This is a genomic window from Aquitalea denitrificans (genome assembly GCF_009856625.1).
GTDB classification, from domain to species: domain Bacteria; phylum Pseudomonadota; class Gammaproteobacteria; order Burkholderiales; family Chromobacteriaceae; genus Aquitalea; species Aquitalea denitrificans.
In genome coordinates this window covers 2,215,352-2,228,360 of the sequence record NZ_CP047241.1, presented here as the reverse complement: position 1 = coordinate 2,228,360, position 13,009 = coordinate 2,215,352, and the positions used below count along the sequence as shown (strand labels likewise).

The following is a 13,009-nucleotide window of genomic DNA, read 5'->3' as shown; positions in this document are numbered from 1 at the left end:
TTCTGTTTGCTGTCAGTGTTGAAATGCGACCGCAGGCAGGTTAGTCTCAGCTCCGCGCCGGTAATGGCTGCTGCGCTCGCAGTGGCTGCCGGTGGCGGATTCAAGGGGAGGCAAGTATGCGGGTACAGGCAAATCCGGCTGATATCGGCCGTTGTGGTTGTGGACGCAGGGACTACTGCGATGGCAGCCATGGTCTGACTGAAGAGCAGTGGCAGGCAAAACAAGTCGAGGAACAAAAGCAGGCGGCAGCGCAAGTGGCTGCGGCAGATTTCGGCGACGACTGAAACCGTGCCGCAGTGGGCATTGCCCATTGTCATGGTTGAAAACATACGGCCCGCACATCCGGCAGGATGGCGGGCCGTATGTTTATGGGCGGTTTATTTCTTCTGGCTGGTTTCTGTGGTGGGCTGCTGCAGATAACTGCTCATGCCCTGCAGGGATTGCTGCATGCTGGACAAGTGCTCCAGTGCCAAGCCTTGCAGCTCTTCCTGGGCTTTGGACAGGATGTCGCAGAATTCGCCGGAACATTCCATGGCCTTGTTGGCATTGGCCCGGGCCAAGTCACTGATCTGGTTGAGAGCCTCCTGCGGGGTGCTGGCCTGGCTCAGTGCCTGGATAGACTTGGCGTAGTTGTCCAGATGTTCTCGGCTGGTGCTGATCTGAAAATTCACCAGCTGTTCAACATTGTTGATGGAAACCTGCAGAAACTTCAAAGTAATGTCCAGACTGGGCTGTTGCGGGATCCGTGCATTCTTCGGGCTGGATGACATGGCGGTTCTCCTTGCGTGACGGGGCTGTATCGGGAAAGCAGGGCATGTTGCATCAGTTGCAACAGCAGCTTGGAGCCGGCTGTGCGTCAATCGTTCAGCATGCGGCCTGTCCAAGAGGCGTATCGCGCACAGGAAACCATGCAGGCCGGGCATTTTTTGCGCCCAGCCTCTGCTCACCATAATCCGCCTCAACCAAGGGCGCGGGCAATGAAATTGCGCGGCACGCGCGACTTGGGTACCCGGCCGCTAAACCAGTTGCGTACATCCTGATCCAGCCCGATGCCGTGCATGAAGTTGTACAAGGCTTTGTTGAGCGCCTTGCCCATGGCGTCGTGGTCGGTGCCGGTGGGGTCGATGAAGCCGACATCATTCTTGGCAAAGCTGACTGGCGGCAAGGGCTGCAGGGTGACGCCGTATTCTTCCGGATTCTGGCCCACCGGCGAGTGCACGGTGCAGGCAAAGCGGTGGAAGAAGCCGGACTGGATGCAGCCGGTATCAAACAGCTGGCGCACGTATTCCAGTGCATCCACCGTGTCCTGCACTGTCTGGGTGGGAAAGCCGTACATCAGGTAGGCATGCACCAGCACGCCGGCTTCGGTAAAGCTTTGCGTGACGCGGGCCACCTGTTCCACCGACACGCCTTTTTTCATCAGCTTGAGCAGGCGGTCCGAGGCCACTTCCAGCCCACCGGAAATGGCGATGCAGCCGCTTTCCGCCAGTAGCTGGCATAGCTCGGGGGTGAAGGATTTTTCGAAGCGGATATTGCCCCACCAGGAAATGGCCACATTGCGGCGCAGCAGCTCTTCGGCCAGGGCGCGCAGCATCTTGGGCGGCGCAGCCTCATCGACAAAATGGAAGCCGGTCTGGCCGGTTTCGGCAATGATGGCTTCGATGCGGTCCACTAAGGTGCTGGCAGAGGCGGTTTCGTAGCGCGAGATGTAGTCCAGTGTCACGTCACAGAAACTGCATTTCTTCCAGTAGCAGCCATGTGCCACCGTCAGCTTGTTCCAGCGCCCGTCGCTCCACAGGCGGTGCATGGGGTTGAGCATGTCCAGCAGCGACAGGTAGCGGTCGATGGGCAGGCCGTCCCAGGTAGGCGTGCCGACTTCCTCGAACGGAATATCGGCTTCCATCATGTTGATGTAGCGCACCTGGCCGTCTTCGCGCATGAAGGTGCGCACCAGCCTCGATGCCGAGCGTTTGCCTTGCCAGTGTTCCAGCAGCGCCAGCAGCGGTTTTTCGCCATCGTCCAGCGTGATGAAGTCGAAGTAATCGAACACCCGTGGTTCTTTGAGTTCGCGCAGTTCGGTATTGACGAAGCCGCCGCCCAGCACGGTGCGGATGGACGGCCAGCGCGCCTTGATGGTCTGGGCGATGCGGAAGGCTGCATACACCGAACCGGGGAAGGGGACCGACAGCAGCACGATGTCCGGCTGATGACGGGCAATGGCTTCTTCCACCAGTTGCTGCAAGGTGTCGTCCACCAGCGAAGGTTTGCCGGCCAGGGCACGCGCCAGCGGGTCGAAGGTGGGCTGGCTCATGGCCAGTGATTCGGCATAGCGCACGAATTCAAAACGCTCATCCACCGCCTCGCGCAGCACGTCGGCAATGTCATTCAGGTACAGCGTGGCCAGATGGCGGGCGCGGTCCTGCTGGCCAAGTGCGCCAAAGGCCCAGGCCAGCGGGTCGCCACCATAAGGGTCGTCCGGGTCCACATACACTTCCAGCGCGGCAAAGCGCTCGCCTTCGGGCAGGAAATTGCGGCCACAGATGCGATGCGCCACGGTGGAGTCACGCCCTTGCAAAAAGGCAATCACCGGGCCGATGGTGGCCAGATAGCGCTCGAACTGGCCGACAAAGTTGTGCAGCTGGGCACTGCGCTTTTTCGGTGGAATGGCGTCAAGCTGCTGGCGCACGGCCTGCAGGCCACTTGCCGAGAACAGTCGCAATACCAGCTGCAAGGCCAGGTCTTCCTGAAAGGCCGTGACCTGGCGCGAGCGCAGAAAGCCGGTGATATAGGCGGTGGACGGGTAGGGCGTGTTCAGCTGCGTCATCGGCGGGATGAGCGACAACACGCGTGGCGACGCATTGGCGGTGGACGTCTGCATGGGGGTGGTATTCAACTGCATGGCTTTCATTGATTGCTGCGGCCCGCCGGGGCATCGGGTTTAGCGGCGACAGGCGGTATTCATGATGTGCGCGGTGCGGTGGCCAGGCTGGCCAGTAACTGTTCGACCGCCTGCAGGCTGTCGGGCCGTACCAGCCGGGTCATTTCCTGCCCGTCTTGCAGCAGCACCAGCGTGGGCCACAGCTTGACCCTGAAGCTGCGGCCCAGGCGGCGACCTTTGCCGTCCTCTATCTTGAGGTGTGGCAAGTCGGGGTACTGCTGCATGGCGCTGGCCAGTAAGGCTTGTGCTGCCTGACAGTGTGCGCACCAGGGCGCACCGAATTCCAGCAACAGCGGGCCGTGCTGCGTCGCCAGTTGCTCGGCACCGGGTTCTTGATCCTGGGGGCTGAAGCTGCTGCAAAAGGCCATGGCGGGCTCCTGTCGGCAAAGGCAGCAGAGGATAACACTGTTGTGCAAAAACGGCCCGGCTTCCTTGTGCAGAAAGACGGGCCGGTTGCTGTCATGCGACAGGCTCAGCGGCTGGCGAGCTGGCTACCCAGGCGTGATAAAAACGCATCGCAAGCGGCCAGTTGCTCCAGCGCCAGCCATTCGTCCGGCTGATGCGCCTGGGCGATATCGCCGGGGCCGCATACCACGGTGGGAATGCCACAACGCTCGGCAAACAGCCCGCCTTCGGTGCCAAAGGCAATCTTGCGTGGCGGGGTGTGGTCGTTCAGCAAGTCCTGCACAAAGCGCACGACGTGGGCGTCCGGCGGGGTGAGCAAGCCCGGATAGCTGGTTTTTTCGCTGAAGCCAAAGCCGCAGTCGGGGTCGACTGCCTGCATTTCCGGCTGCAACACCTGCAGGGCATGGTTGCGGATGGCGTCCAGCAGGCCTTGCGGCGGGTCTTCCGGCAAGTGGCGGATTTCAAAGTCGAACTGGCAGTGCGCGGGGATGATGTTCAGCGCGGTGCCGCCTTGCATGGTGCCGACGTGCAGGGTGCTGTAAGGCACTTCGTACAAGGGATCGAACGGGCCGTGCTGGCGGCGCTGACGGGCCAGGCTGCGGATGAAGCTGACCAGCTCGGCGGCGTATTCCACCGCGTTCACCCCGGCAGTCGGATTGCTGGAGTGGCCTTCGTGCCCCCGCGCCGTCACCCGCCAGGCAGTCTTGCCCTTGTGGGCGGCCACCAGCTTCATTTGTGTCGGCTCGCCAATGATGCCCATTGCCGGCAGTACCGGTAGTCCGCCTAGCACTTCCAGCAGACGGCGCACGCCGATGCAGCCGATTTCTTCGTCATAGGTGAAGGCCAGGTGTACCGGGGTGTGCAGCTGGCTTTGCGCCAGTTGCGGCACCTGCGCCAGCACACAGGCGATGAAGCCTTTCATGTCGGCCGTGCCGCGGCCATACGCCCGCTCGTCGCGGATATCCAGCTGGAACGGGTTGCTGTGCCATGTCTGACCATCTACCGGTACCACGTCGGTGTGGCCGGCCAGCATTACGCCGGGGCGGTCGGTGGGGCCGATGGTGGCGTACAGATTGGCCTTGCTGCCGTCTTCGTTTTCCACGATGTGGCTGCTGATGCCGTAGCCGGCCAGGTAGTTTTTGACAAAGCGGATCAGCTGCAGATTGCTCAGCCGGCTGGTGGTGTCAAAGCCGATCAGCGTGTTGAGCAGGGTCAGGAATTCCATGATGTTGATTCCGGTGATGGGCGGGGTGCTGATTGTGGGTGGATGGCGTATGTGGGGTGTGCGGTATTTTACACCCCGGCAACAGCCCTTGCCGTTGTCTGGGCATTGTTCTTGCTGGGTCAGGTGCGGGCGGTGACGCGGCTTGCTGCTTCAGGCCTGCTGGTTGACAAGGCGAGTGTAGGTAGCCACAGTGAATACCGAAAATATTATTATTTTTTCAGCTGGATAGATAAAAATTATGCAATATACCCTGCGGCAACTGGCTTACTTGGTGGCGGTGGCGGATCACGGCAGTGTGACGGCGGCGGCCAATGCCTTGTATACCTCGCAGCCGGGGATTTCCAGCGCCATCGCCCAGCTGGAGGAGCAGTTCGGCCTGCAGTTTTTCATCCGCCATCATGCCAAGGGGGTGTCGCTGACCCCGGCCGGGCAAAGCTTTGTCGCGGCGGCGCGCAACCTGCTGGCGCATGCGGACGACCTCAGCCAGCATGCCAGTGCGCTGAGCCAGTCCTTGCAAGGCAATCTGGCACTGGGTTGCTTCACCACCATTGCCCCCTTGTTTCTGCCGCGCCTGCTGGCCGCTATGCGCGAGTCCTATCCGGACATCACGGTGCAGCTGCATGAAGGAGATACCGGCCAGTTGCAGCAGGCACTGCTCAGCGGGCAGACCGAGCTGGCCTTGCTGTACGACCTGGATCTGGCACCCAGCCTGTACCGGCAAACGCTGCAAACCGTGCTGCCCTATGCCGTGCTGCCGGCCAATCACCCGCTGGCCACGCAAACGGCAGTGTCGCTGCATGATCTGGCCGATTTGCCCATGGTGTTGCTGGATCTGCCGCATAGCCGGGAGTATTTCCTGTCGGTATTCCGTCTGCACAATCTGGAAGCACGGGTGCGCCACAAGACGGTGAGTTTTGAACTGGTGCGTGGCCTGGTGGCGGCGGGCAATGGCTATGCGCTGCTGAACCTGCGCCCGCAAACCCGGCAGTCCTATGCCGGCGATGCCCTGGTGTACCTGCCCATTGTGGAGGACGTGCCTGCCTTGAATATCGTGCTGGCCTGGCCACAGGAGCTGCGGCTGACGCGGCGCGCCGAGGCTTTTGTTTCGCTGTGCGAGCAGAGCATCAGCCGCTTGGGTTGAGCCCGCTGTTGCTGCATCGCAAAAACCAATGCAGTTGACAAGGTAAAGCTATTTTACCGATTGGCAGCGCTGTCCCTACAGTGTGCTTGCAGCCGCCCACCTGGCTGAGTCTCCTGTAAGGATTTGCCATGCCCACATTCAAGCATTGTCGTGTTGCAGCCGTACTGGGCTGCGTATTGCTGAGCGCTGCCGCCCAGGCTACCGAACTGACCGTGGTGTCGTTTGGTGGTGCCAACAAGGAAGCCCAGCAAAAAGCCTACTACCAGCCCTTTGCCGCCAGCAGCGGCATCAAGGTGGTGAGTGGCGATTACAACGGTGAAATGGCACGGGTGCGTGCCATGGTCGACAGTAAGCGGGTGAGCTGGGATGTGCTGGATGTCGAATCGCCAGACCTGCTGCGCGGCTGTGACGAAGGCATGTTCGAAAAGCTGGACTACCGCCGCATCATCAAGCCGGCCGAACTGCTGCCCGGCGCCGCCCAGGCCTGCGGCATGGCGGCCTACGCCTGGAGTACGGTGCTGGCCTATAACAGCGACAAGCTCAAGACCGCCCCGCGTTCCTGGGCCGATTTCTGGGACGTGAAGAAATACCCCGGCAAGCGCGCCTTGCGCAAAGGGGCCAAGTACACGCTGGAAATTGCCCTGATGGCAGACGGGGTGGCAGCGCATGATGTGTACAAGGTGCTCAATACCCCGGCGGGTTTAAATCGTGCCTTTGCCAAGCTGGACCAGCTCAAGCCTTATATCCAGTGGTGGGAGGCGGGCGCGCAGCCGGCACAATACCTGGCCGCGGGCGATGTGGTGATGAGTTCGGCCTATAACGGCCGCATCAGCGCGGCGCAGAAGGAAGGCGGCAAACAGCTGCAAATGGTGTGGAACGGCAATATCTACGATTACGACTACTGGACCATTCCCAAGGGCAGTCCCAATCTGGATGCCGCCTACAAGTTCCTGGCCTTTGTCAGCCAGCCGGGAGCACAGGCCGAATACGTGAAGGGCATCAGCTACGGGGTGAGTCACCGCAAGGCGGCCGCGCTGATCGACAAGGGCATACTGGGCAATCTGCCCACTGCCCCGCAAAACCTGAAGCAGGGCGTGGCGATTGACAGCAGCTTCTGGGTGGATCACGGCGAAAACCTGGAGCAGCGCTTCAACGCCTGGGCGGCGCGCTAAGCCCAGTGGCCATGCGCCGGGCTGGCGGATGGCCCGGCGCATGGCGAAAATCAGGGCAAGGGGCTTGCCAAATGGCATGGCTCGTTTACAATGCCACCCGTCATCAGGGAGTAGCCGCCCTCCGAATGCGAGAGGGACGTGTGTCAACAGACTTGCCGGTTCCGGCATGGCACACGTGGTCCGAGACTTGGCGAGACTTTTGACCGTAATGCTCTGCATGGCCGGGACGCATTGCGGTCACTCGTTTTCGCGTCCCGGCCATGGAGAACACTTGATGCAGTCTTTTCTGGTATCCACCGGTGTAGTAGCCCTGGCCGAAATCGGCGACAAGACCCAACTGCTTTCCCTGATTCTGGCGGCGCGTTACCGCAAGCCTGTTCCCATCATTCTTGGCATTTTGCTGGCCACGCTGGTCAACCATGCCGGTGCCGGTGGCCTGGGTGCCTGGCTGTCCACCGCGCTCAGCCCCAATATCCTCAACTGGACTGTCGTTGCTTCCTTTGCCCTGATGGCTGGCTGGATTTTGATTCCCGACAAGCTGGATGAGGGTGAAATCGTCATGCCCAAGCGCCAGATGGGGGTGTTTGCCACCACCGTGTTTGCCTTTTTCCTGGCGGAAATGGGTGACAAGACGCAAGTGGTGACCATTGCGCTGGCAGCGCGCTTTCATGACTTCATGCCGGTAGTGGCTGGCACCACGCTGGGCATGATGCTGGCCAACGTGCCGGTGATCTATCTGGGCAGCCGTTTTGCCGATCGCCTGCCCACCAAGGCCGTGCATATTGTCGCTTCGCTGATTTTTGTGGTGCTGGGGGGGCTGGCGCTGATGAATGCCATCAATGGTAACCAGCTGCTGGGTTGATCTGACTTGCTCCGGTAGTAAAAAAACGCCGCCCGGCCTATGCCGCAGCGGCGTTTTTGCTGTCTGCCTCCTGATGGGTATCAGGCCAGCAGGCTGGCGAGGTTGCTGGTGGATTGCTGCATCTGGGCCAGTGTGGCGTTCAGCGTGGTGTATTGCTGCAGATAGGAAGCGCGCAAGGCATCCAGATTGGTCTGGATTTCCGTCTGATGGCTGGTTTCGTCGGTAACGCTCTGGTTCAGGTCGTTCTGTTTGGTCACTACGATGCCGGTTGGTCCCAGCAGATTGTTGATGGTGCTGTTGAAGCGGTCGGCAAAACCGGTGCTGCTGCTGTTGCCGAACAGATTGGCCACCGCGCTGGGGTTGCTGGTGAGTGCCTTGTTGAAGGCAGTCTGGTCCAGTGCCAGCGTGCCGTCCTTTTGCAGGGAAATGCCCACCTGTGACAGATAGGCATAGGAAGTGCTGGCATTCACGCCTGCTACCTGTGTCTGCAATACCGAGGACAGCTGGTCCTGGATGGACAGCAAGGAGTCGTCGCCCTTCATGTCACCGTTAAAGGCACTGTTAACCGTGCTGTACACCTTGTTGTAGGCATCAACAAAACCTTGCAGGGTGCTGGCAATGCCGGAGGTGTCCTGGGCCATGCCGATGGTGACCTGGCCTGTTTTCTCCAGGTTTACCGTGGCGCCATTGATCACCCCGGTAACGGCATTGCTGCTGGATGAAACATTGACGCCATTTACGGTCATGAGGGCATCGCTGGCGGCAAGCGACTCGCTGGTTGCGGTGCTACTTTGCTGCAAACCAGCCAGGATGTTGCCGCTGGTGTTGCCACTATCGGTCCCGCCAGCGGTGACACTGAAAGCATTGGCCGAGCCGGAATTGGCCGAAGCAATCACCAGCGAGTAATTGCCGTTGTACTGCACGATGGAGGCATTGACCCCGGCATTGGCCGAGTTGATGGCATCGGAAATATTTTGCAGGCTTTCACCGCTGCTGCCGCCGTTGTTCAACTGCACGGTGGTGCTGGTGCCGGCCACGCTGAAGGTGAGCGAGGAGGGCGCGCCACTCAGGGCAGCGGTGGCGCTGGTAATGGGCTGTCCGCTGCTGTTTTCGTCGAATACCAGCTGGCGCGACTGTGCCAGCTTGCTGACATTCAGCTGATAATTGCCGGCAATCCCTCCGGTGCTGGTACTGACGGATGCAATGGTGCTGTCCGAGCTTGTGGCCTTGAAGGTTTGCAGGAAAGCACCGGAAGACAGGCTGCTGACCGATGATTGCAAGGCGGATAGCGCAGAGCTGATCTGGCCCATGTCGCTCAGGTCGGTCTTGTAGGTGGAAACCTTGTTCTGGCTATCGGTAAGCGGTTGCTGCTCAACCGACATCAGCTGGCTGACAATGGACTGAACGTCCAGTGGGCCGGCGGTCGTGGTAATGGATGCTGAACTCATGCTGTTCTCCTTGCTGTCCGCAGATAGGCAGACAGGCCCTGTTCAGGCTCTATCTGCATTATCGGGCGGGAGAGAGGGCAGCTTGATGGCAAATCACCGTTAAAAGATGTTGCCAACTGTTAAGGTTGTCACAAATTGTCAAACAGGCTGTCGGCAGCATTGCCGTGCCAGTCAGTTGCCGGATCACGAAGACCCAGAAGATGAACCGGCGGAGCTGACGCCAGCCATCAGCCCGGACAGATTGCTGGTGGATTGCTGCATCTTGGCCAGGGTGGCGTTCAGGGTGGTGTACTGACGCAGGTAGTTGGCCTGCTTGTCACTCATCTTGGTTTGCAGCTGAGTCTGGTGGCCGGTTTCATCCGTTACGTTCTGGTTCAGATCATGTTGCTTGGTCACGACTATCCCCGCTGGTCCCAGCAAATTGTTGATGGTGGTGTTGAAGCGGTCGGCAAAGCCGGTATTGCTACTGTTGCCGAACAGATTGCCCACGGCTGTCGGTTTGTTGCTAAGCGCTTTGTTGAAAGCGGACTGGTCCAGCGACAAGGTGCCGTCCTTTTGAATGGAAATGCCCACCTGCGACAAATAGGCGTAGGAGGTGACCGGGTCGGCCCCGCTGACCGGGGTTTGCAATACCGCGCTGAGTTGGTTGCGGATTGATGTCAGTGCCGCATCCCCCTTCATGCTGCCGCCGGACGCATTGTCCAGCGCGCTTTGCACCTTGTTGTAGGCATCAACAAACCCCTGCAGTTTGCTGGCAATGCTGCTGTTGTCCTGCGTCATGGTGATGGATGCTTCACCGGACTTCTGCAGGCTGATGGTGGCACCGTTGATCACGTCGCTGACGGTGTTACTGCTGGACGATACATATACGCCATTCACCGTGAGTGAGGCGTCGCTGGCATCGCTGGATTCACTGATGGCGGTGTCGCTTTGCTGCAAGCCGGCCAGGGTGTTGGCGCCGGTTTGCGTCAGGCTGCTGTCGCTGCCGCCAGCGGTAATGCTGAACGCACTGTCCGAGCCTGATTCGGCGGAAGCAATCACCAGTGAATAGCTGCCTTTGTAATGCACGATGGAGGCATTGACGCCGGTATTGGCAGCATTGATCTTGTCGGCGATGTCCTGCAGGGTGACGCTGGCCGGTGTCGCGGTGGTGGTGCCATCGCTGCTGCTGGCGTCGGTTGCCGTGGTGCTGACCGGGTCGCGCAGCTGCACGGTGGTGCTGTTGCCACCCACTGCAATGGTGAGTGAATCAGGAACATTGGCAAGCGCAGTACTGGTGCTGGTAATGGATTGCCCGTCCGATGTAGTGTCGAACACCAGTTGACGTGGCTTGGCCAGATCTTCCACATTCAATTGGTAGTTGCCGGCAAGGCCGCTACCGTTGGTGTCCACCGTGGCGATGGTGGCATCCGAGGTGCTGGCTTTCAGGGTATGCAGGAAATTGCCCGATGCCAGGTCGTTGACTGCGGTTTGCAGGCCGGACAAGGCAGAACTGACCTGCCCGATATCGCTGAGTTTGCTGTTGAAGGTTTTCAGCTTGGTCTGGCTGGTGGCGAGCGGCTGCTTTTCCACCGTCATCAGTTGACTGACGATGTTCTGCACGTCGAGCGGGCCGGCGGAGGTGGTAATGGATGCGCTGCTCATCTTGTCTGTGCTTGCCTTGAGGGTGAGGGCATGACGGACACATGCCGGTACGCACGATTATCCCTGAGCGTGAAGCTGGCAGGATGGGCAAGACAGGTCAAAAAATGTTTGCTTTTGCAAATAGGGTAAGGATATGTAAAAAGCAGGCCGGTACCTGCCAGTGCGGATGGGACTTGGGATGGGTGTTGCTGGACAGAAGGTGCGCCGGAGTGCCTGCTGGCCGCTCCGGCGCGGTTGTGGCGAGCAGCTCAGACGCCCAGTTTGTCACGCAGCGAATAATACCAGGCACCCATGGCGGTGAATGGTACCCGCAGTAGGTTGCCACCCGGGAAGGGGTAGTGAGGCAGGGTGGCGAAGGCATCGAAACGCTCGGCCTGACCACGCAGCGATTCAGCCATCACCTTGCCGGCCAGGTGGGTGTAGGTAACGCCATGACCACTGCAGCCCTGGGAGTAGTAAATATTGTCGCCAAGGCGGCCAACTTGCGGCAGGCGCGATAGTGTCAACAGGAAGTTGCCTGTCCACGCATAGTCAATCTTCACATTGCCCAGTTGCGGGAATACCTTCAGCATTTTGGGACGAATGATGGCTTCGATATTGGCCGGATCACGGGCACCGTAAACCACGCCGCCACCAAAAATCAGTCGCTTGTCTTGGCTCAGACGGTAGTAGTCCAGCAGATAATTGCAGTCTTCCACGCAGTAATCCTGCGGCAACAGGCTGGCGGCCAGTTCGTCGCCCAGTGGTTCGGTGGTGATCACCTGCGTGCCGCAAGGCATGGATTTGGCGGCCAGTTCCGGCAGCAGATTGCCCAGGTAGGCATTGCCGGCGACAACCAGGAAGCTGGCCTTTACCCGGCCTTGCGGTGTGGTAACCACCGGCTGTTTGCCGCGTGCAATGCTCAGCGCCGGGGATTGCTCGTAGATAACCCCTCCCAGTTGCTCTACGGCAGCGGCTTCGCCCAATGCCAGGTTAAGCGGATGGATGTGGCCGCCGCTCATGTCCAGCATGCCGCCCACGTACTGGTCGGTAGCCACAATGCCGCGCATGTCGTCCTTGCCCAGCAGTTGCAGTTGCTTGTGTCCGTAGCGCTCCCACAATGCCTTTTGTGATCGCAAATGCCCCATCTGCTTTTCACTTAGCGCAGCAAACACGCCGCCGTCTTTCAGGGCGCAATCGATGTTGTATCGGGCAATGCGCTCGCGGATGATCCGGCCGCCTTCAAATGCCATGTCGCCCAGCAGGCGGGCTTGGGGGCCACCTACACTGCGCTCGATCACGTCGATGTCGCGGCTGTAACTGTTGACGATCTGGCCGCCGTTGCGACCGGACGCGCCAAACCCAACCCGGGCTGCCTCCAGGACGGTAACCTTGAAGCCGCTTTCCAGCAGAAAGAGTGCAGTGGAAAGACCGGTGTAGCCGGCTCCGATGATGCAGATGTCGGTTTCGATATCGCCTTGCAGGGCCGGACGGGACGGGACCGGATTAGCAGAGGCGGCGTAGTAGGATTCTGGGTAGCTGGTTTGTGGCATTTCGTTAAACTTTTTCGTTTAATATTTTGCACATGCCAGATGATTCTAGCCCAGACTCTCTGCTGTTGCCAATAGATTTGATCAAATATTTGTTTGTTGCGACTGATTGGGGGGTGCCATGGCTGGGGCGCTTGGCTGCGGTGAGGAAGGGGCTGCGGGCGGGTGAGGGGGCGGTCTGAAGGCAGGACACCTGCAATGGCAACTGTCCTGCAAGCAATGGCTTATTTGTTGTGCTGATGGCCGCCAACGGTTTCTTTCACCTGGCCGGTCACTGCGGAGCTTTGTTTCTTGTTTTTCTTGTGTTTTTCTTTCTTTTGTTCTTGTTGTTTGATTTTCGCGTGATCAGCTTGCCAGGCTTTTACCTCGCTGGCGGTGGGTTGCTCTTGATGCAGCTTGTTGGCCAGTACCGGGCCGGCAACGAAGGTGGTGATGAGCGCAAGTGCGGCATATTTCATGAACGTCTCCTGAGTGGTGGGCTGAGTGGATTTGTCCGTTACCGAACAGGAGACAGTCTATGAATTCACCATGCGCTGATTAAGCGGCTTAGTCCTAATCTAATTAATCTTACTTCCTGCAACTTCATAAGATATTTCCTTGGTTAGTTTCCAACTACTTCCCGGATGTGGTGTGAATGCAAACGGA

The 13,009-nt window shown here is 59.4% G+C and carries 12 protein-coding genes and 1 riboswitch; of the genes, 4 read left to right on the top strand and 8 right to left on the bottom strand.

Translation table 11 applies throughout. From position 1 onward, the window contains the following. Positions 1-116 precede the first annotated feature (116 nt). Positions 117-284, top strand: a complete 168-nt coding sequence (locus tag GSR16_RS10060) for a hypothetical protein (protein WP_159876994.1) — start codon at positions 117-119, stop codon at positions 282-284. 93 nt (positions 285-377) lie between these two features. Here GSR16_RS10060 and GSR16_RS10055 read toward each other — a convergent pair whose 3' ends face one another. The 4 genes from GSR16_RS10055 to argE form a co-directional block, all read right to left on the bottom strand. Then, entirely contained in the window at positions 378-770 is a 393-nt protein-coding gene (locus GSR16_RS10055) for a phasin family protein (protein ID WP_159876992.1), read from the bottom strand. Between the two features lie 188 nt (positions 771-958). Further along, complete coding sequence (locus GSR16_RS10050) at positions 959-2,899, bottom strand: B12-binding domain-containing radical SAM protein (protein WP_240902642.1); 1,941 nt, start codon at positions 2,897-2,899, stop codon at positions 959-961. A gap of 59 nt (positions 2,900-2,958) precedes the next feature. After that, complete coding sequence (locus tag GSR16_RS10045) at positions 2,959-3,306, bottom strand: thioredoxin family protein (RefSeq protein ID WP_159876990.1); 348 nt, start codon at positions 3,304-3,306, stop codon at positions 2,959-2,961. 104 nt (positions 3,307-3,410) lie between these two features. After that, on the bottom strand, positions 3,411-4,568 hold the full coding sequence (argE, locus tag GSR16_RS10040; protein WP_159876988.1) for an acetylornithine deacetylase: 1,158 nt from the start codon (positions 4,566-4,568) through the stop codon (positions 3,411-3,413). A gap of 238 nt (positions 4,569-4,806) precedes the next feature. On the opposite strand from argE, the gene GSR16_RS10035 reads away from it, so the two are divergent. The 3 genes from GSR16_RS10035 (at position 4,807) to GSR16_RS10025 (ending at position 7,743) form a co-directional block, all read left to right on the top strand. Then, positions 4,807-5,709 (top strand): LysR family transcriptional regulator, encoded by a 903-nt coding sequence (locus GSR16_RS10035; protein WP_159876986.1) that lies wholly within the window; start codon positions 4,807-4,809, stop codon positions 5,707-5,709. Positions 5,710-5,837: 128 nt separating this feature from the next. Next, the gene (locus GSR16_RS10030) at positions 5,838-6,881 is read left to right on the top strand and encodes an ABC transporter substrate-binding protein (RefSeq protein ID WP_159876984.1); all 1,044 of its coding nucleotides are present in this window, start codon (positions 5,838-5,840) and stop codon (positions 6,879-6,881) included. Positions 6,882-6,974: 93 nt separating this feature from the next. Beyond that, positions 6,975-7,144: riboswitch (yybP-ykoY riboswitch) on the top strand. Between the two features lie 11 nt (positions 7,145-7,155). Further along, the gene (locus GSR16_RS10025; protein ID WP_205677541.1) at positions 7,156-7,743 is read left to right on the top strand and encodes a TMEM165/GDT1 family protein; all 588 of its coding nucleotides are present in this window, start codon (positions 7,156-7,158) and stop codon (positions 7,741-7,743) included. Between the two features lie 80 nt (positions 7,744-7,823). On the opposite strand, the gene fliD (GSR16_RS10020) is transcribed toward GSR16_RS10025, so the two are convergent. The 4 genes from fliD (GSR16_RS10020) to GSR16_RS10005 all read right to left on the bottom strand — a co-directional run bounded on the left by fliD (GSR16_RS10020) (position 7,824) and on the right by GSR16_RS10005 (position 12,822). Continuing rightward, on the bottom strand, positions 7,824-9,191 hold the full coding sequence (gene fliD, locus GSR16_RS10020; protein WP_159876980.1) for a flagellar filament capping protein FliD: 1,368 nt from the start codon (positions 9,189-9,191) through the stop codon (positions 7,824-7,826). Between the two features lie 183 nt (positions 9,192-9,374). After that, positions 9,375-10,835 (bottom strand): flagellar filament capping protein FliD, encoded by a 1,461-nt coding sequence (gene fliD, locus GSR16_RS10015; protein ID WP_159876978.1) that lies wholly within the window; start codon positions 10,833-10,835, stop codon positions 9,375-9,377. A gap of 248 nt (positions 10,836-11,083) precedes the next feature. After that, positions 11,084-12,367, bottom strand: a complete 1,284-nt coding sequence (locus tag GSR16_RS10010; RefSeq protein ID WP_159876976.1) for an NAD(P)/FAD-dependent oxidoreductase — start codon at positions 12,365-12,367, stop codon at positions 11,084-11,086. Positions 12,368-12,588: 221 nt separating this feature from the next. Further along, the gene (locus GSR16_RS10005) at positions 12,589-12,822 is read right to left on the bottom strand and encodes a hypothetical protein (RefSeq protein ID WP_159876974.1); all 234 of its coding nucleotides are present in this window, start codon (positions 12,820-12,822) and stop codon (positions 12,589-12,591) included. Positions 12,823-13,009: the final 187 nt, after the last annotated feature.

What these genes read in the sequence shown, in the direction of transcription:
- GSR16_RS10045 (WP_159876990.1), bottom strand. Translation starts at nt 3,306, where the DNA reads ATGGCCTTTTGCAGCAGCTTCAGCCCCCAGGATCAAGAACCCGGTGCC.
- argE (WP_159876988.1), bottom strand. Translation starts at nt 4,568, where the DNA reads ATGGAATTCCTGACCCTGCTCAACACGCTGATCGGCTTTGACACCACC.
- fliD (WP_159876978.1), bottom strand. Translation starts at nt 10,835, where the DNA reads ATGAGCAGCGCATCCATTACCACCTCCGCCGGCCCGCTCGACGTGCAG.
- GSR16_RS10005 (WP_159876974.1), bottom strand. Translation starts at nt 12,822, where the DNA reads ATGAAATATGCCGCACTTGCGCTCATCACCACCTTCGTTGCCGGCCCG.
- GSR16_RS10050 (WP_240902642.1), bottom strand. Translation starts at nt 2,899, where the DNA reads ATGCAGTTGAATACCACCCCCATGCAGACGTCCACCGCCAATGCGTCG.
- fliD (WP_159876980.1), bottom strand. Translation starts at nt 9,191, where the DNA reads ATGAGTTCAGCATCCATTACCACGACCGCCGGCCCACTGGACGTTCAG.
- GSR16_RS10030 (WP_159876984.1), top strand. Translation starts at nt 5,838, where the DNA reads ATGCCCACATTCAAGCATTGTCGTGTTGCAGCCGTACTGGGCTGCGTA.
- GSR16_RS10025 (WP_205677541.1), top strand. Translation starts at nt 7,156, where the DNA reads ATGCAGTCTTTTCTGGTATCCACCGGTGTAGTAGCCCTGGCCGAAATC.
- GSR16_RS10060 (WP_159876994.1), top strand. Translation starts at nt 117, where the DNA reads ATGCGGGTACAGGCAAATCCGGCTGATATCGGCCGTTGTGGTTGTGGA.
- GSR16_RS10035 (WP_159876986.1), top strand. Translation starts at nt 4,807, where the DNA reads ATGCAATATACCCTGCGGCAACTGGCTTACTTGGTGGCGGTGGCGGAT.
- GSR16_RS10010 (WP_159876976.1), bottom strand. Translation starts at nt 12,367, where the DNA reads ATGCCACAAACCAGCTACCCAGAATCCTACTACGCCGCCTCTGCTAAT.
- GSR16_RS10055 (WP_159876992.1), bottom strand. Translation starts at nt 770, where the DNA reads ATGTCATCCAGCCCGAAGAATGCACGGATCCCGCAACAGCCCAGTCTG.